The 17,664-nt window shown below is 64.4% G+C and carries 20 protein-coding genes and 1 tRNA gene; 8 read left to right on the top strand and 13 right to left on the bottom strand.

Annotated elements, in window-relative coordinates; all coding sequences use genetic code 11:
- From dnaB to H7A13_00800, 10 genes are all read right to left on the bottom strand, one after another.
- Positions 1–1,377: a replicative DNA helicase gene (gene dnaB, locus H7A13_00845; protein MCP5331899.1), complete on the bottom strand. Its 1,377-nt coding sequence runs from the start codon at positions 1,375–1,377 to the stop codon at positions 1–3.
- A gap of 93 nt (positions 1,378–1,470) precedes the next feature.
- Entirely contained in the window at positions 1,471–1,917 is a 447-nt protein-coding gene (gene rplI / locus H7A13_00840) for a 50S ribosomal protein L9 (protein ID MCP5331898.1), read from the bottom strand.
- 65 nt (positions 1,918–1,982) lie between these two features.
- Positions 1,983–2,834, bottom strand: coding sequence for a hypothetical protein (locus H7A13_00835; protein ID MCP5331897.1), 852 nt, complete (start codon positions 2,832–2,834; stop codon positions 1,983–1,985).
- A 16-nt stretch (positions 2,835–2,850) separates the two neighbouring features.
- The gene (locus H7A13_00830) at positions 2,851–3,078 is read right to left on the bottom strand and encodes a 30S ribosomal protein S18 (protein MCP5331896.1); all 228 of its coding nucleotides are present in this window, start codon (positions 3,076–3,078) and stop codon (positions 2,851–2,853) included.
- Between the two features lie 65 nt (positions 3,079–3,143).
- Positions 3,144–3,557, bottom strand: coding sequence for a 30S ribosomal protein S6 (gene rpsF / locus H7A13_00825; GenBank protein MCP5331895.1), 414 nt, complete (start codon positions 3,555–3,557; stop codon positions 3,144–3,146).
- 158 nt (positions 3,558–3,715) lie between these two features.
- Complete coding sequence (locus tag H7A13_00820; protein MCP5331894.1) at positions 3,716–4,585, bottom strand: cation transporter; 870 nt, start codon at positions 4,583–4,585, stop codon at positions 3,716–3,718.
- Between the two features lie 12 nt (positions 4,586–4,597).
- Positions 4,598–5,572, bottom strand: a complete 975-nt coding sequence (corA, locus tag H7A13_00815) for a magnesium/cobalt transporter CorA (GenBank protein MCP5331893.1) — start codon at positions 5,570–5,572, stop codon at positions 4,598–4,600.
- Positions 5,569–6,897 (bottom strand): tRNA 5-hydroxyuridine modification protein YegQ, encoded by a 1,329-nt coding sequence (locus tag H7A13_00810; GenBank protein ID MCP5331892.1) that lies wholly within the window; start codon positions 6,895–6,897, stop codon positions 5,569–5,571. The genes corA and H7A13_00810 overlap by 4 nt, the downstream gene beginning before the upstream one ends.
- Positions 6,898–6,967: 70 nt before the next feature.
- The gene (locus tag H7A13_00805) at positions 6,968–7,987 is read right to left on the bottom strand and encodes a glycerophosphodiester phosphodiesterase (GenBank protein MCP5331891.1); all 1,020 of its coding nucleotides are present in this window, start codon (positions 7,985–7,987) and stop codon (positions 6,968–6,970) included.
- Positions 7,988–8,094: 107 nt separating this feature from the next.
- Positions 8,095–8,418, bottom strand: a complete 324-nt coding sequence (locus H7A13_00800; GenBank protein ID MCP5331890.1) for a hypothetical protein — start codon at positions 8,416–8,418, stop codon at positions 8,095–8,097.
- Here H7A13_00800 and H7A13_00795 point away from each other — a divergent pair.
- From H7A13_00795 to H7A13_00780, 4 genes are all read left to right on the top strand, one after another.
- Positions 8,404–8,477 (top strand) — tRNA-Gly (locus H7A13_00795). The two genes, H7A13_00800 and H7A13_00795, sit on opposite strands and share 15 nt — an antisense overlap.
- 56 nt (positions 8,478–8,533) lie before the next feature.
- Positions 8,534–9,433: an SIS domain-containing protein gene (locus H7A13_00790; GenBank protein ID MCP5331889.1), complete on the top strand. Its 900-nt coding sequence runs from the start codon at positions 8,534–8,536 to the stop codon at positions 9,431–9,433.
- Complete coding sequence (nfo, locus tag H7A13_00785) at positions 9,430–10,272, top strand: deoxyribonuclease IV (protein ID MCP5331888.1); 843 nt, start codon at positions 9,430–9,432, stop codon at positions 10,270–10,272. Before H7A13_00790 ends, nfo begins: the two co-directional genes overlap by 4 nt.
- Before the next feature lie 15 nt (positions 10,273–10,287).
- Entirely contained in the window at positions 10,288–10,908 is a 621-nt protein-coding gene (locus H7A13_00780; GenBank protein ID MCP5331887.1) for a 2OG-Fe(II) oxygenase, read from the top strand.
- Between the two features lie 20 nt (positions 10,909–10,928).
- On the opposite strand, the gene thyA is transcribed toward H7A13_00780, so the two are convergent.
- Genes thyA through H7A13_00765 form a run of 3 tightly spaced genes read right to left on the bottom strand, consistent with a single transcriptional unit; the run spans position 10,929 to position 13,346 of the window.
- A complete protein-coding gene (thyA, locus tag H7A13_00775) occupies positions 10,929–11,723 on the bottom strand; it encodes a thymidylate synthase (GenBank protein ID MCP5331886.1) in 795 nt (264 codons plus the stop codon).
- Between the two features lie 10 nt (positions 11,724–11,733).
- Entirely contained in the window at positions 11,734–12,540 is an 807-nt protein-coding gene (locus H7A13_00770; GenBank protein ID MCP5331885.1) for a prolipoprotein diacylglyceryl transferase, read from the bottom strand.
- Between the two features lie 17 nt (positions 12,541–12,557).
- Entirely contained in the window at positions 12,558–13,346 is a 789-nt protein-coding gene (locus H7A13_00765) for a sulfite exporter TauE/SafE family protein (protein MCP5331884.1), read from the bottom strand.
- A 116-nt stretch (positions 13,347–13,462) separates the two neighbouring features.
- Between H7A13_00765 and H7A13_00760 the strand changes: the two genes are divergently transcribed.
- The 4 genes from H7A13_00760 to H7A13_00745 all read left to right on the top strand — a co-directional run bounded on the left by H7A13_00760 (position 13,463) and on the right by H7A13_00745 (position 17,662).
- Positions 13,463–14,212, top strand: a complete 750-nt coding sequence (locus H7A13_00760; protein MCP5331883.1) for an NRDE family protein — start codon at positions 13,463–13,465, stop codon at positions 14,210–14,212.
- 312 nt (positions 14,213–14,524) lie between these two features.
- Entirely contained in the window at positions 14,525–15,109 is a 585-nt protein-coding gene (locus H7A13_00755; protein MCP5331882.1) for a PPC domain-containing protein, read from the top strand.
- A gap of 162 nt (positions 15,110–15,271) precedes the next feature.
- Complete coding sequence (locus H7A13_00750; protein MCP5331881.1) at positions 15,272–17,158, top strand: ATP-binding cassette domain-containing protein; 1,887 nt, start codon at positions 15,272–15,274, stop codon at positions 17,156–17,158.
- Positions 17,159–17,254: 96 nt separating this feature from the next.
- Entirely contained in the window at positions 17,255–17,662 is a 408-nt protein-coding gene (locus H7A13_00745; protein ID MCP5331880.1) for an OB-fold domain-containing protein, read from the top strand.
- Positions 17,663–17,664 lie beyond the last annotated feature (2 nt).

Genomic DNA, 17,664 nt, shown 5'->3' with positions numbered 1-17,664 from the left:
TCAGGACCTGTAGGCGCTCTCTTCATAGCTGGCGGGCGCCAGATCGTCGAACCGGGTGTAGCGCCCCATGAAGGCCAGATGGACGGTGCCGATCGGGCCGTTACGCTGCTTGGCGATGATGATCTCGGCCCGTCCCTTGTCCTTGGAATCCTCGTGATAGACCTCATCACGGTAGATGAACAGGATCAGATCGGCATCCTGCTCGATGGCGCCGGATTCACGCAGGTCGGACATGATCGGCCGCTTGTTGGTGCGCTGCTCCAGGCTGCGGTTGAGCTGCGAAAGCGCGATGACCGGGCAGTTCATCTCCTTGGCCAGCGCCTTCAGCGAGCGGGAGATTTCGGAGATTTCGTTGACCCGGTTCTCGACCTGCCCACCCAGCCGCATCAATTGCAGGTAGTCGATCACGATCAGCCCGACCGGGCCATGCTCGCGCACCACGCGGCGGGTACGGGCCCGCACCTCGGCCGGCGACAGCGCCGGGCTGTCGTCGATGAAGAGCGGCTTGTCTTTCAGCAGGCTGATCGCCGAGGTAAGGCGCGGCCAGTCTTCGTCGTCGAGCCGGCCGTTGCGCACCCGGGTCTGGTCGATGCGCCCGAGCGACGAGAGCATGCGCATCATCAGCGATTCGCCCGGCATCTCCATGCTGAAGATCAGCACCGGCTGCTCGCGGGTGATCACCGCCGCCTCGGCCATGTTCATCGCAAACGAGGTCTTGCCCATCGATGGCCGGCCCGCCACCACCACCAGGTCGGCCGGTTGCAGCCCCGAAGTCATCTCGTCGAGGTCGTGAAAACCGGTGCTCTGGCCGGTGATCGGCGACTTGGCGTTGTAAAGCTCGTCGATGCGCTCCAGTGCGCGCGACAGCAGCGCATTGACGCCGGTGGGCCCGGCACCGCTGCTGCGCGAATCGGCAATCTGGAACACCTTGCTCTCGGCTTCATCGATCAGCTCGGCGCTGCTGCGCCCAGCCGGATCAAAGCTGCTGGCGGCGATCTCGCCGGCCACCGCGATCAGCCGTCGTCGGGTGGCGCGCTCATGCACGATGGTGGCATAGGCCAAGATGTTCGAGGCGGTCGGGGTGTTGCGGGCCAGCTCGACCAGATAGGGCAGGCCGCCGACTTCAGTGAGACGACCCTGACGATCGAGGGTCTCGGAGAGGGTGACGACATCGATCGGCTGGTCGCTGTCGATCAGCCGCTGCATCACCTCGAAGATGGTGCGGTGATCGCGGAGGTAAAAATCCTCGGCGCTCAACAGCTCGGCGACCTGCTCCCAGGCCGTGCTGTCGAGCATCATGCCCCCCAGCACCGACTGCTCGGCCTCGACCGAGTGGGGCGGGAGCTTCAGCGCCGCGGTTTCGAAATCTGCCGACATCGTCTCAACCTGCAATGAATCCCGCACCATCGCCGCGAGACTGAGCCCGCACTGCTTCCGCGGCACACACCCGAATGTGTGCCGCGGACCGGGTCAGGCGCGAACCACCATCAGCTTGATTTCGGCCACCACTTCATTGTGCAGCTGAAGCACGACCTGATGCTCGCCCAGCTCGCGAATGGTGCCATTCGGCAGACGCACTTCACTCTTCTCGGCCGGGTGACCCGCCGCCGTGATCGCCTCGGCAATGTCACGGGTGCCGATCGAGCCGAACAGCTTGCCTTCGTCGCCGGCGTTGACCGCCAGGGTGACCACCAGGTCCGCCAGCGCGGCGGCCCGTGCCTCGGCCGCCGCCTGCCGTGCCTGGGCTGCGCGCTCAAGCTCGGCCCGCTGCGCTTCGAGCTGGGCAATGTTCTTGGCGGTGGCCGGAGCCGCCTTGCCGAACGGAATCAGAAAGTTGCGTGCATAACCGGACTTGACCGCCACCCGGTCACCCAAGTTGCCCAGGTTGCCCACTCTCTCAAGCAGAATCACTTCCATCGTATTCACCTCACTACAGGAGATTGATCAGGGTCTGTCGCACCGCGGATGGCTCGAAAAGCCTTTCAGGTCGCGGCGGCACGCCCACGAAAATCGAACCAGACGTCCAAAAAAGCCGCCAACACCAACAGCGGCGCCATATAGGGCAGAGCCACGACCAGCGTCAGATAAAAGACGATCAGCCACCCCTTGCCCAGATTCCGTGCCGCCACCAGGCCATGAACCAGCCCGACAGCCGCCAGCATGAAGGGCACTGCCAGCAGCGGCAGCCAGAGGGCGGCCGGCGGCCACAGCGCCGTTCCCGCCAGCATGGTCAACGGCAGCAGCAGCGCCAACGGCCGTGCGACCTTGAAACCATGAAACTCCTGGCGAAAGCCGCCGGGATGGTACAGCACACTCTGCCAATGCCGCGCCAACATCAGACAGAGCAGCGCAAACAGCAGATCGGAGGCAGCCAGCATCGCCACCACGACGCGGTTGAGCCAGCCCGTCACCTGCGGCTCCACGCCCGCCCACTGCTCACCAAGCTGACTCTGCATCATCTGGCTGGTCATCTGCACCAACTGTTCGATGCCGGCCAGCGGCCAGAGATTCAGCGCCAGCATCACCAGCGTGGCCAGCGCGATGCCGGCCATCCAGACCGGCTGCCAGGAGACCCGCGCCCGCAGCAGCAGCGCCTGCACCACCACCATCACCATCACGATGAAGGCGGTCGGGTCGCCCAGCCACCACCAGAGCCCGGCCACCAACAGCGGCCAGGGCAGCACCGTGACCCCTTCGCTCCAGCCACGGCGCAGGAACAGCAGCCCGACGATGGCGGCTCCCAGCAGGAACAGCATCGGCAGGGCCGTGGCCACCACAGCGACCAGGGCCGCCTGTTGACGCCCCCGCATCGCGAATTCGGCAAGCGCCTTCATGACTGGCGCGTGCCACTCACTCGCGGTTGTCGGTATAAGGGATCAGCGCCAGAAAGCGGGCCCGCTTGATGGCGGTGGAGAGCTGGCGCTGATACTTGGCCTTGGTGCCAGTGATCCGGCTCGGGATGATCTTGCCGGTTTCAGAGACATACGCCAGCAGGGTGTCGATGTCCTTGTAGTCGATCTCCTTCACCCCTTCGGCGGAGAAGCGACAGAATTTTCTGCGACGAAAATAGCGGGTCATGGTCTATTCCTCAACAATGGCTACAGAAGGCCCCGCAGGGCATCACCAGCAGAGACGGCTCGCCTCTACTCCTCTTCGTCATTCGCACGACCGCGCTCTTCGCGGCTGGCCTGGCGCGCTTCGGCTTCGGCCTCGCGCTCGCGGCGCTCGCGGTTCTCCTTTTCGCCGCGCATCATCGGCGACTCTTCGGTGACGGCCTCGTCACGCTGGATCACCAGGTTGCGCAGCACCGCATCGTTGTAGCGGAAGTTGGTGGTGAGCTCCTCGAGTGTCGGCTGTCCCACTTCGATGTTCATCAGAACATAGTGGGCCTTGTGGATCTTGTTGATCGGATAGGCCAGTTGACGGCGACCCCAATCCTCGAGCCGGTGGATGGCACCACCGCCCTCTTCGATGGCGCGCTTGTAGCGCTCGATCATCGCGGGCACCTGCTCGCTCTGATCGGGATGAACCAAAAAGACAATCTCGTAGTGACGCATTTCTGCTCCTTATGGGTTGAACAGCCTGCCACGCACCGGATGATGCAGCAGTCAGGCAAGGAGCGGCGGGGCCGCGGTTGGAAAAAGGCGGCTATTCTATGAAAACGGCTGACCAATTGAAAGGACGAATTGGACCGTGTTCGATGCACCGGCCGATCTCAGTCGATCCGATCGTCCAAGACGGCCGGCTCGACATGGGTGGAGAGGGTGATGCCCAGCTCGCTGAACACATGCTGCTCCACCTGGTCGGCCAGGTCGTGCGCCTCGGCGACCGTCATCGATCCCGGCAGAAACAGGTCGACCTGGGCAAAACGCAGATGGCCGGCGGCACGGGTGCGCAGGTTGCCGAATCTGACGCCCTGTGCCGCATAGCCGAGCAGAATCTGCTCGATCCGTGCCTGCATCGGCGGTGGCAGGGCATGGTCCATCAATCCATCGAGGGCACCACGCATCAGTTTGCTGCCTTCGCGCAGGATGTTGATCGCCACGGCAATCGCCACCAGCGGATCGAGCCACCAGGCCTCGGTCAGCCCGGCCAGCCCCACGCCGGCGATGACACCGAAGGTGGTCCAGACGTCGGTCATCAGATGGCGTGCATCGGCATCGAGCGCCGGAGAGTGGTGGCTGCGCGAAGCCTGCGACAGCAGTCGCGACACCGCGAAGTTGATCGCGGTCGCCAGCAGTGACAGCAGGGTGCCCCAGTCGAGATTGCTCAGCGGCTGCGGATGCAGAAAACGGTTCAGTGCCGACCAGATGATCAGCGCCGCCGCGATACAGATCAGCAACCCCTCGAAGGCGACCGAGAAGTATTCGGTCTTGCTGTGGCCATAGTGGTGGTTGTCGTCGGCCGGTTGCCGGGCCACCACCACCATCGCCAGCGCGAAGAGCGCACCGGCCAGGTTGACGAAGGACTCCAGCCCATCGGAGAGGTAGCCGATCGAGTCGGTCAGCTGCCAGGCCCCCAGCTTGATCAGCAGGGTGGCGATGGCCGCGGCGATGGAGAGCCAGAGGTAGCGCGTGACCGGCATGGCCACATCCTCCTATTTGAGCCAGCCCTTGCGCTGGAAGTACCAGAATGGCAGCACGACCGAGATGCCCATCAACAACAGCGAGAAGGGGTAGCCCAGCGACCACTTCAGCTCGGGCATCAGCTCGAAGTTCATGCCATAGATGCTGGCGATCAGCGTCGGTGGCAGCAGGCAGACCGAGGCGACCGAGAAGATCTTCACCACCTTGTTCTGGTTGATGTTGATGAAGCCGATGGTGGCATCCATCAAAAAGGTCAGCTTGTCGAACAGAAAGCCGGTGTGGCCTTCGATCGAGTCCATGTCGCGCAGAATCTGGCGTGCCTCATTGTGCTGCTCGCTCGACAACAGCGACCGGTGGCGCATCAGAAAGGAGATGGCGCGCCGGGTGTCCATCAAGTTGCGGCGGATGTGGCCGTTGAGGTTCTCCTCCTTGGCAATGCTGGAGAGCACGGTGGCGGCGGTCTCGTCGTCGATCTGATGCCCCAGCACCTGCTCGCTCAGGCCGTCGAGCCGCTCATAGATGCCCTCGAGCACGTCGGCGGAGTACTCCACATCGGCCGCATAGAGTTCGAGCAGCACATCCTGCAAGTCCTCGACATAGCCGGGTTGGCTGCGGGCGCGCATCCGCACCAGCCGGAACTGCGGCAGATCCTCGGGATGGACGCTGAACAGCATCGAGTTCTTGAGCACGAAGGCGACGCGGATGCTCTGGCTGCCGTCGTCATCCTCGTGAAAGAAGTCGGAGCGGATGTGCAGCTCGTCACCGTTGTCGGTCTTCTCTTCGAAGAAGCGGGCCCGCGCCTCGATGTCGCCGATCTCATGGGCCTCGGGCAGGTCGATGCCATAGAGGGTCGATGCCCAGTCGCGCTCCTGGTCGGAAGCGTCGACGAAGTCGATCCAGACCGGCTGGCAGTGGCGCAGCTCATCGATCGACTCGACCTGCACCTGACGCAGGCGACCACGCTCCAGCTCGAAGGCGTTGATCATGCAACCAGATTCCGGATCAGCAGCGCATACTCGCCCGCATCGCACTGGGGCGGGCGGGGAATCTTCACCCGATGCCCGGAGCCGGGTGCGATGAGGGCGGCCTTGCCATCGCGCCCTTCCAGATGGTCGAGCTGAAACCGGTGGTTGCCCTGCGGCGTCATCAGCTCCAGCGCATCGCCGACGGCAAACTGGTTCTTCACCTCGATGGTGAGCCAATTGTCATTTGAATCAACCACTTCACCGACGAACTGCTGGCGATCACTGCGCGACTGTCCCTGCTCGTAGTTCTGGTACACCCCCGGTGGATGGCGGCGATAGAAGCCCTCGGTGTAGCCACGGTTGGCCAACCCTTCGAGCACATCCATCAGATTCAGGTCAAACGGCCGGCCGGCCGCCGCATCGTCGATGGCGCGGCGGTAGACCTGGGTGGTGCGGGCGGCATAGAAGTGGCTCTTGGTGCGCCCCTCGATCTTCAGCGAACGGATGCCGATGCGGCCGAGCCGCTCGACATGCTGCACGGCCCGCAGGTCGCGTGAGTTGAGAATGTAGGTGCCGTGCTCATCCTCGAAGATCGGCATCACCTCGTCAGGGCGGCTGCGCTCACGCAGCAGGAACAGCCCATCCTCCTCGTCGGCAGGTGGCGGGGGCTCGACCTTCGCTGGCGGGGTGCAGGTCGACACCACTTCGCCAGTGCTGCTCTGCTGGGCCGGCAGCAGGTCATACTCCCAGCGACAGGCGTTGGTGCAGGCGCCCTGATTGGGGTCGCGGTGGTTCATGTAGCCCGAGAGCAGACAGCGACCCGAATAGGCGATGCAGAGCGCGCCATGGACGAAGACCTCGAGCTCCATCTGTGGCGAGGCGAGCTGGATCTCCTCGATCTCCTCCAGCGACAGCTCGCGCGACAGAATGATGCGGCTCACCCCCTGCCGGCGCCAGAACTCGACCGCGGCGTGGTTGACCACATTCGACTGCACCGACAGATGCACCGGCATATCGGGCCAGCGGTCGCGCACCAGCATGATCAGGCCCGGATCGGACATGATCAGCGCATCCGGCCCGGCCTCGATCACGGGCACCATGTCATCGATGAAGCGCCGGACCTTGGCATTGTGCGGCGCGATGTTGCAGGCCACGTAAAAAGTCCGCCCCTGCTGGTGGGCCTCATCGATGCCGGTGGCCAGCGACTCCAGCGTGAAGTCGTTGTTGCGCACCCTGAGGCTGTAGCGCGGCTGGCCGGCATAGACCGCATCGGCACCATAGGCAAAGGCGTAGCGCATGCTGCGGTAGGTGCCGGCAGGCGCCAACAGTTCGGGGGTGATCTGCATGGTGTTGTTCGCACTTGGGCTGCGGTTTGAGCGGGGCGCAATGGTATCACGGCACTCCACCGCGTTGATCTCATTCGATCAGATCGATTGCCCGACGCCCGAGATCGGGTTGGTCGCAGAAGAAACCATCGATACCCAATGCCAGAAACAGGCGCAACTCCGCCACCAAATCGCCCAGCCCCTCAGTGGAACTGCCCCGCAGTGCCGGCGGCAGAAAGTGGTTCTCGGCACGAAAGGTGTAGGGATGCACCAGCAGACCGGCCGCATGGGCCTCGTCGATGAAGCCGCTGGCTCGGGCCGGGTCGAGCCGACCCTCGGCATCGGCCGCCAGAATGAAATGGCTCTTCTGCGGACCGACGCCATCGGCATAACCGGCAATGGCGGTCAGTCCGGCCGCCGTGGCCATCTGCTCGTAGTCGAGCGTGCCGCCGGCAGTCACCACATCGAAGGGCTGACCGCTCTCCGCCAGCAACTGCACCAGTTTCAGATCGGTCATGCCGCGCAACTGCCGCAGGTTGCCAACCTCGAACGATTGAATGAACACCGGATCGGCCGCGCTGCGGTAGCCAGCACCATGCAGCGCGGCCACCAGGGGCGCCTCCATCGACAACCCCAGTGCCGCAAAGTGGCTGGGATGCTTGGTTTCCGGATAGAGCCCGATCGGACGGCCACTGGCCTGGGAGAGCCCCTTGGCCAGCGCGATCACCTCAGCGAAGGTGGGAATGTCGAACATCCGATCGAAACGGCGGTTGGCCGGACGCAGCTGCGGGATCCGCTCGACCGCGCGCAATGTCTTCAGTTCGGCGAGGGTGAAATCCTCGCTGAACCAGCCACTCACCAGCTGGCCATCAACCCGGCGCTGACAATGCCGGTCGGCAAACTCGGGATGGTCGGCGACATCGGTGGTGAGATCGAGCTGATTGTCGTGACGCGCCAGCAGCACCCCGTCACGGCTCATCACCAGATCGGGTTCGAGAAAATCGGCCCCTTGCAAGGCCGCCAGCGCATAGGCGGCAAGGGTGTGTTCAGGCAGATAGCCGCTGGCGCCGCGGTGGGCGATCAGGATGGGCTGATTGGTTCGCATGGGCATCCCCGATTCGAGAGAATGCCATGGTAAAAGTCGGTGGCCATCGCGCAAAGCGCCCGGCACGATTGTACGTGCCGGTCAGCACCCGCCGCGCATGACCACTCGATGCGTCAAAGCTGTTGCAGCAAATTGACAGCAAACAGCGCCCCGACAAACAGCAGATAGCTGGCCAGCAATCCAAGGCGCATCCGCATCGGCCGCGGCAGTGGCGGAACGACACTCTGGCACTGCTGCGTGCCCTGCTGCGAGCAAAGTGATCGAATCATGATGAACGCTCCCATGTGTTCAGTGAAAACATAGACAGAATAGGCGCCGCTGTGTTCACTGTCAACATTTTTCTTTGCGGGCGCGACCCTCCGCAGCAGCACCCGGCCAACACCTTGCGTGGCGCCCGGGACAACAGTATCGTTCCGGCTGCCGCGGGTGTGGTTCAATGGCAGAACGGCGGCTTCCCAAGCCTCAAGCGTGGGTTCGATTCCCATCACCCGCTCCAGCTCCCGACCCGCACCGTGACTGTGCTTCGTGCTCAGGACCGGCCTTGCCTTCAGGATGTTTCGCGTGCAGTTGCACAACCTGATCCTGTCGATTCAGCAGATCAAGACCCAGCTGCGCAAGTCGGAGCGCAAGGTGGCCGAGGCAGTGCTGGCACGACCGGCGGAGATCATCCACATGCGCATCGTCGATCTGGCGCAGGAGGCGCAGGTCAGTGAACCGACCGTGGTGCGCTTCTGCCGCTCGATCAAATGCAACGGCTTTCAGGATTTCAAGCTCAGACTGGCGCAGCAACTGGCGACCGAAGCCAGCTATGACCATGCACCGGTCCGGCCGGAAGACTCGATCATCCAGCTCAGAACGAAGGTGTTCGACACCACCATCGGCTCATTGCTGGCGATTCGCGACCGCCTCGACCCCACGGCGCTGGAGCGGGCCATCGCGCTGCTGCAGCAGGCACGGCGGGTGGAGTTCTACGGCTTCGGCGCCTCGGCGGCGGTGGCAACCGATGCGCAGGACAAATTCTTTCGGCTGAAGATGATGAGTGCCGCCCACTGCGACCCGCACATCCAGTGCATGTCGGCGCAGTCGCTGGAACCCCGGGATGTGGTGGTGGCGATCTCGCAGACCGGACGCACCCAGGCGCTGCTGCACTCGGTGATGCTGGCCCGGCAGGCCGGCGCGTCGGTGATCGCGCTGGCACCGGCCGACTCACCCTTGGCGGCGCTGAGCCAGGTGCCGATTCACCTCAATGTCAACGAACAGAATGAGCTCCACACCCCGCTGACTTCGCGGATCGTCCATCTGGCGGTGATCGATGTGCTGGTGATGGGGGTGGCCCGCCAGCGTGGCGAGGGGCTGTTGCGTCACCTCGCCCAGTTGCAGCAGAGTCTGGAGCAGTTGCGGGTGCCACCGCATGGCCAGCAAGGCAAACCGCTCCTGGAGTCCGACGAATGAAGTACATTGGCGCCCATGTCAGCGCCGCCGGCGGCGTGGAGCAGGCGCCGCTGCGTGCGCAGCAAATCGGCGCCAACGCCTTCGCCCTCTTCACCAAGAACCAGCGGCAGTGGCAGGCCAAGCCGCTGACCGAGGCCGAGATCAGTGCGTTTCGCAGCGGCTGCGAGCGTGGCGGCATCGCACCTGCGCAGATCCTGCCGCACGACAGCTATCTGATCAATCTGGGTCATCCCGACCCGGCGGCGCTCGACAAGTCGCGCGCCGCCTTCATCGACGAGATGCAGCGCTGCCGGCAGCTCGGCCTGACGCTGCTCAATTTCCATCCCGGCAGCCACCTCAACCAGATCAGCGAGGCCGACTGCATCGCCCGCATTGCCGAGTCGATCAATCTGGCGCTGACGGCCGTGCCCGGCGTCACCGCAGTGATCGAAAACACCGCCGGGCAGGGCAGCAACCTCGGTTTTCGCTTCGAGCAGCTCGCGGCGATGATCGAGCAGGTCGACGAGCGAGGCCGGGTCGGCGTCTGCTTCGACACCTGCCATGCACTGGCGGCCGGCTACGACCTGCGGACAGCGCAAGGGTGCCAAGAGACCTTCGCCGAATTCGACCGCACGGTCGGTTTTCGCTTTCTGCGCGCCATGCACCTGAATGGCTCGAAGAAGGGTCTCGGCAGTCGGGTCGACCGCCATGCCTCGCTCGACGAAGGCGAACTGGGAATGGCGGTGTTCCACTTCATCATGGCCGATCCGCGCTTCGACGACATTCCGCTGATTCTGGAAACCCCCAACGACGCGCGCTGGGCCGAGGAGATCGCCCTGCTGCGCAGCCTGGCCGGCTGAACCGGCAGCAAGCGCGTGGCCAACTTCGATGCAATCGGCAATGCCTTGGCCGATGTCGGTTATGCGGTGTTGCCCGATTTCATTTCCGAGCCCCTACAGACCGCCCTGCGACAGGAGCTGCTGAGGCGGATGGCGGCGGGTGAGCTGAAGGCCGCCGGCATCGGCCGTGGTGCCGACCATCGGCTGCTGCGCGAAGTGCGCGGCGATCAGATCCGCTGGCTCGATGGCAGCACGCCGGCCCAGGCCCGCTGGCTGCGGCGGATGCGGGCAGTGCAACGACAGCTCAACCGGCGGCTCTATCTGGGTCTGCGGGAGCATGAGAGTCAGTTCGCCCACTTCGCGCCCGGCACCTTCTACCGTCGCCACCTCGACAGCTTTGCCGGCCGCGAGAGTCGGGTGGTCTCCACGGTGCTCTATCTGAACCGCGACTGGCAGCCCGATGATGGCGGCGACCTGGTGCTGTTCGATCCGGCAACCGGCGCAGCGCTGCGCCATGTGCAGCCGCTGGCCGGGACGCTGGTGATCTTCATGAGTGCGCTGATTCCTCACGAGGTGGAGGCCAGTCGGCGCGCCCGCCTGAGCATCGCCGGCTGGTTCCGGCGTGATGCGGTCGATGACCTGCCCGCCCCACCCTGAACCGGGACCGCCGTTGCGCGCTACACCGCCACCTCGGCGCGGATCGGCGGATGTGACTGATAGTCGACAATGGCGATGTCGTCGTAGCAGTAGTCGAACAGGCTGGCCGGCCGGCGCTTCAGCAGCAGCCGCGGCAGCGGATAGGGCTCGCGGCACAGCTGCTCGCGCGCCTGATCGAGGTGGTTCAGGTAGAGGTGGACGTCACCGCCGGTCCAGATGAACTCCCCGGGCAGCAGGTCGCACTGCGCCGCCACCAGCTGCGTCAGCAATGCATAGCTGGCGATGTTGAACGGCACCCCCAGAAAGGTGTCGCAACTGCGCTGATAGAGCTGACAGGAGAGCCGCCCGTCGGCGACATGGAACTGGAACAGCAGGTGGCAGGGCGGCAGCGCCATCTGCGGCAGTTCGGCGACATTCCAGGCACTGACCACCATCCGCCGCGAGTCGGGGTTCTGCTTCAGCGTCTGCAACACCTGACTCAACTGATCGATGCGCTCACCATTCGCAGCGGGCCAGGCGCGCCACTGCCGGCCGTAGACCGGACCGAGGTCGCCCTGCGCGTCGGCCCACTCATCCCAGATCGAGATACCATGCGCCTTCAGGTAGGCGATGTTGGTGTCGCCGCGCAGAAACCAGAGCAGTTCGTGGATGATCGAGCGCAGATGCAGCCGCTTGGTGGTCAGCAACGGAAAGCCCTGGGCCAGGTCGAAGCGGAGCTGGCGGCCGAACACCGACAAGGTTCCGGTGCCGGTGCGGTCCTCCTTGCACACGCCGTGGTCGAGAATGTCCCGCAACAGTTCCAGATATTGACGCATGGCCGTCGACTCAGTGCGGTGAAGGGGAGGGTGTCGCCGGCAGGCGATAGGCCATCCACAGCAACAGCATGCCGGCGATGACCATCGGCAGACAGAGCATCTGGCCGCGCGTCAGCCAGCCGAACAGATCGAAACCGATCTGGACATCCGGCTCACGCACGAACTCGATCATGAAGCGCTGCAGGCCATATCCCACCAGGAACAGTCCCGACACCGCCCCGCGCGGCCGTTTTCCGGACGAAAACCACCAGAGCAGCGCGAACAGCAGCAGACCCTCGCTGAGTGCCTGATAGAGCTGTGACGGATGACGCGGCAACTGGGTCGGGTCGCGCGGAAACAGCATCGCCCACGGCAGATCGGTGGCCCGCCCCCACAGTTCGCCGCCGATGAAGTTGCCGATGCGGCCGGCGCCGAGCCCTGGCGGCACCAGTGGCGCAATGAAATCGGTGGTGGTCAGAAAATGGTGGTTCAGCCTGCGGGCGAACAGCCAGATGGCCAGCAGCACCCCCAGCAGGCCGCCATGGAACGACATGCCACCCTGCCAGACCGCGAACATCGACAGCGGATCGGCCAGCGTGGCCGGCAGGTTGTAAAACAGCACATAGCCGATTCGGCCGCCCAGAATCACCCCCAGCGCCGCATAGAAGATCAGGTCACTCACCTGTTCGGCCTGCAGCGGCGCGCCGCCGCGCTGGATGCGCCGCTTGGCCAGCAGCCAGGCGGCCGTGAAGCCGAGCAGGTACATCAGTCCATACCAGTGCACCTTGAGGGGCCCCAGCGCGATGGCAACCGGGTCGATCTGTGGATAGGCGATCATGCTGCGTCCTGTTCTGCTCAGATACCGAGAATGAATTGCAGCCCGATCAGCGCCAGCATGACGCCAAACGCCTGCTTGAGGCGCTCCGGCGACAGCCGATGGGCCAGCCGGGCACCCCAGCGGGCGGCCAGCGTGCTGGTCAGGGCGATGCCGGCGAACGCCGGCCAGTAGACGAAGCCGCTGCTGTAGGCGGGCAGGTCGGCATGGTGCCAGCCCTGCCAGATGTTGGTCAGGGCGCCGAACAGCGCGATCGGCAAGCCGCAGGCGGCCGAGGTGGCCACCGCCTCCTGCATCCGCACATTGTTCCAGGTCAGAAAGGGCACCGTCAGTGAACCGCCGCCAATGCCGAACAGCGCCGAGCAGTAGCCGATGATGCCGCCAGTCCCGGCCACCAGCGGTGCCGCGGGCAGTTGTCGATGCGGTCGCGGTTGCAGCTTCAGCAACATCTGCGCGGCCACCGCCAGCGCGAACAGACCGATCAGCCGTTGCAATGTGGCGCCGGAGAGCTGACCCGCGGTGATGACGCCGAAAAAGACGCCCAGCACCAGTCCCGGCGCCAGTTGCGCGAAGAGCGGCCAGCGCACCGCCCCATGCTGATGGTGGCTGCGGACCGAGCTGATCGAGGTGACAGTGATGATCGACAGCGAGGTGCCGACCGCCAGATGGGTCAGCAGCGTGGCCGGCACCCCCTGCGCCTTGAAGATGTAGGCCAGCGTCGGCACGATGATCAGACCGCCGCCAACGCCGAACAGTCCGGCCAGCAGGCCCGCCAGAATGCCGGCAGCGAGGTAACTCAGCAGCGTGATCATGCAGCGACCTTTGATGTGGGTCGGCATTATGGCCGACCCGACTGCTTTGATAAACTCGGACAGCCGTTGGCCCACGCGCCATCAACCGGAAGCAGTGACTGGAGCGACCTGCGATGTGCCTGATTCTGCTCGCCCACCGTTACAGCGATGAATTCCCGCTGGTGGTGGCGGCCAACCGCGACGAGTTCTACGCACGCCCGACCGCTGGCGCCCGGTTCTGGGACGACACCCCCACCCTGCTGGCTGGACGCGACCTGCGCGAAGGCGGCACCTGGCTCGGCATCACCTGTTCTGGCCGCTTCGCGGCAGTGACCAACTACCGCGGCAGCGAGCGTCGCTCCCGCTCCAGAGGGCAGCTGACCCGTGACTTTCTGACCAGTTCGATCGACCCGCTGGCCTACCTGGCGCAGATCCACCGCGACCGCGAACTCTACGCCGGCTTCAACCTGCTGCTGGGCGATGGCCGCGGACTCTACTACTACTCCAACCGCGAAGGCGAGATACGCCCGCTGCAACCGGGGCTCTACGGGCTGGCCAACCACCTGCTCGACACCCCGTGGGAGAAGGTCGAACTCGGCAAGGCCGCGCTGGCCGGACGGATCGCCGCCGGCTCCCGACCGGGCGACCTGCTGGAGATGCTGCAACAGCGGCCATCCCTGCCAGTCACTGCACCGCCACTGACCCCCGAGCAGCTGAATGCCCACCGCTTCATCGTCAGCGACAGCTACGGCACCTGCTCCAGCACCGTGCTCACCTGCTCCGAAGCGGGCCAGATTCGCTGGCTGGAGCAGCGCTTCAAGGCCGGCGGCATCCCCGATGAGCGCCACCTCTACCAGTTTCGGCTGAGGCGGCCGGGCCGATGACAATGTTCAGCTGATCCGTTTTGCAACAGGCATCTCTGCCACTTCACTGTTGCATCCAGTCCCGTGATGCAGGCGGATCGGAACAACCTGGAGAATGCGAAGCACCGACCGAAAAGTGTCAGCTTTTTTTACACTATTCAAATCTGACACTGAAACGCTTGCTCCACTTATGAATCAGCCAGATGATTTATAATAAATTTTTAATGTTGGCTCAGGCTTTGCTGTAAACTGAAAACCGGCGGCATTGCCTAATCGTCGGCCACAGCCGACCGGCGTGATTCGGAACAGGACAACCTCTACAGGAAATGAAAAATGAAGCTACGTAATGCACTGCTGGCATCGGCCGCGACTCTGCTCGGCACCATGTCGATCGGCGCCCAGGCCGCCAGCGAAAACCTGCTTGTCGACAACAGCACCTATCAAACCGCACAGGATGTCGGCGCCGTGAGTTCAGCGGCTGCCGTCAACGTGTTCGGTGTGCGTGGCACCGTCTCGATCTTTGGCGTTGCCATCAACGATGACGACAATGCCGATTTCTACCAGTTCTCGGTCGGCGCGAACCAGATGGTCACCCTCACGGTGCAGACCCCCGAAGGTTCACTGGAGAACAACGATCCGGTCGTTGGCCTGTTCGACGCCAATGGCATGCAACTGGCCAATGACGATGACGGTGGCGCGGGCTATGACAGCCTGTTGACCTACACCCTCACCACCGCCGGCACCTACTATGCCGCAGTGTCCGGCTATGCCGACTTCGACTTCATTGGCGGCGGCAGCACCAACTTCATCTATGATCTCAAGATCGAGGCTGCACCCGCCCCGGTACCGGTGCCGGCCGCTGCCTGGCTGTTCGGTTCGGCGCTGCTGGGCCTGGCAGCCAGCCGCCGCAAGTCATAAGAGTGCGTCAGGCGGCCATGTAGCCGCTGCCAAAGCACGATTGCGACAGCGAGGAGCCCCGCCATCACTGGCGGGGCTCCTTTTTGCACTTCCAGAAATGGGTTCGACCGCAACGCACCCATTGCCGACACCCGCTTCACCCATCCCGCATCGCCTCATCTCATGCTGACCCTCGAGCAGATCTCCCTCCATCGCGGCGGCCGGCCGGTATTGACCGACTGCTCGCTGCGGATCAACAGCGGTGACCGCATCGGTCTGGTGGGAGCCAACGGTGCCGGCAAGAGCAGCCTGATGCAGCTGATTCTGGGTCAGCTTGCACCCGACGGTGGCCAGATTGCGTTGCAGAGCGGTGTGCGGCTGGCCCACCTCGAACAGGAGCACGCGGCCGAGCAGCGCTGCGCGCTGGAGGTGGTGATCGATGGCGATTCGCAGATCGGCCGCCTGCGACAGGCGCTGGCCGCCGCCGAGCAGACGGGCGACCACGAGGCACTGGCCACGCTGCATCAGCAGTTCGCCGAGGTCGATGGCTACCGGGCCGAGAGCCGCGCCGGCGAGATTCTGCATGGGCTGGGCGTCACCCCGGCCCAGCAGCGGCAGTCGGTGCGCGCGCTCTCCGGCGGCTTGCGGGTGCGGGTGCAGTTGGCGCGGGCGCTGATGACCCCTTCGGATCTGCTGCTGCTCGATGAACCGACCAACCACCTCGATCTCGATGCGATTCTCTGGCTCGAAAGCTGGCTGGCGCGCTATCCCGGCAGCCTGCTGGTGATCTCCCACGACCGCGACTTCTTCGACCATGTGGTCAACCAGATTCTGCACCTCGACAGCGGCGTGCTGACCCGTTACGCCGGCCACTACAGCGACTTCGAGCGCAGCCGTGCCGAGGCGCGGCGACAGCAGGCCAGCGCCTACCAGCGCCAGCAGCAGCAACTTCAGCAGACCCAGCGCTTCATCGACCGCTTCAAGGCCAAGGCCAGCAAGGCCAAGCAGGCGCAGAGCCGGATGAAGGCGCTGGAGAAGCTCGAACGGATCGTCGCGCTGCGCGAGGAGAGCACGCTGCGCTTCAGCCTGCCCAGTGCCGAGCGCATCTCCAATCCGCTGCTGGTGCTCGATCGGATCAGCGTCGCCCGCGGTGAACGGACCCTCATCGAGCACTTTTCGGCCACGCTGCTGCCCGACACCCGCGTCGCCCTGCTCGGTCGCAATGGCGCCGGCAAGTCGACACTGCTGGCCGCCATCGCCGGCCTGCTGCCGCTGGCAGGTGGCACGCGGCTGGGCGGAGAGCATCTGAAGATCGGCTACTTCGCCCAGCATCAGCTCGAAGCGCTCGACCTGACCGCTTCACCCCTGCTGCATCTGAAGCGGCTCGATCCCCGCGCCAGTGAGCAGTCACTGCGCGGCTTTCTGGGCGGTTTCGGCTTCAGTGCCGAACGCGCGCTGACTGCGGTCGAAGCCTTCTCCGGTGGTGAGAAGAGCCGGCTGGCACTGGCGCTGATCGCCTGGCAACGGCCCAACCTGCTGCTGCTCGACGAGCCGACCAACCACCTCGACCTCGACATGCGTCAGGCGCTGGTGGAGGCGCTGCTGGCCTTCGAGGGCGCCGTGCTGCTGATCTCCCACGACCGCCATCTGCTCGAGAGCTGTGCCGCCGAATTCTGGTTGATCGAAGCGGGACGGGCGACCCTTTTCGAGGGTGATCTCGACGACTATGCCCGCCACCTTGCCAGTTCACGCAGCGGCGATGGCAGCGCGCCAGCGGCCGATGGCGCCTCCAGACGGGCCTCGCGGCAGAACGGGGCCGCCCTGCGCCAGCAGCAGGCGCCGCTGCGACAGCAGGTGAAGAAAATCGAAGCCGAAATCGATCGCCTCGGTCGACAACTGGCCCAGATCGAGCAGCAACTCGCCGAGCCCGAGCTCTACGGTGGCGAACATGTCGCCAGACTCCGGCAACTGTCGCAGCAGCAGCAGCATCTGCGCAGCGCGCTGACCGAGCAGGAAGAGCAGTGGATGGCAGCGAGCATGCAACTGGAAACACTCGCCGCCGACCCTTGAGCAGCACAACGGCCAAGGTGGTTTCGCCCGACTGCCGCACTGGCTAGAATAGCTGCGCCCCGATTCAGCAATCCAACAATAAGATGAGGATGGCCCATGACCCAAAAGCCAATAGAGGAAGGCTACTTCGTTATCAAAGAGGGGGGCAGGCCAGTGCTGCTCGGCTCCTTCAGTCCCTCGACCGGTAACACCTACTACCCCCAGCGCAAGCTCTGCCCGGTCACCTCCGAGCCGGTGCAGAAGGTCGAACTGCCGACCGAAGGCGAGCTCTACTCCTGGACCTACGTGCGCATGAAGATGATCGGTTCGACCCAGTCCTCCGACGGCGGCGGCCATGGCGTCGGCCAGATCGACCTGCCGTGTGGCACCCGCATCCAGTCGATCATTCGCGGCGAGATGGGTGACTGGAAGATCGGCATGAAGATGCGGCTGGCCCTGCTGCCGGTCAAGCGCGATGGCGACGTGGAGCTCTGCTCCTACTGTTTCGAACCGGTTCAGGCATAGGA

Source organism: Pseudomonadales bacterium (assembly GCA_024234215.1).
Classification (GTDB): domain Bacteria; phylum Pseudomonadota; class Gammaproteobacteria; order Pseudomonadales; family UBA5862; genus JACKOQ01.
Note: the sequence above shows the minus strand (reverse complement) of the source record. Positions and strands in the feature narration are given on the sequence as shown.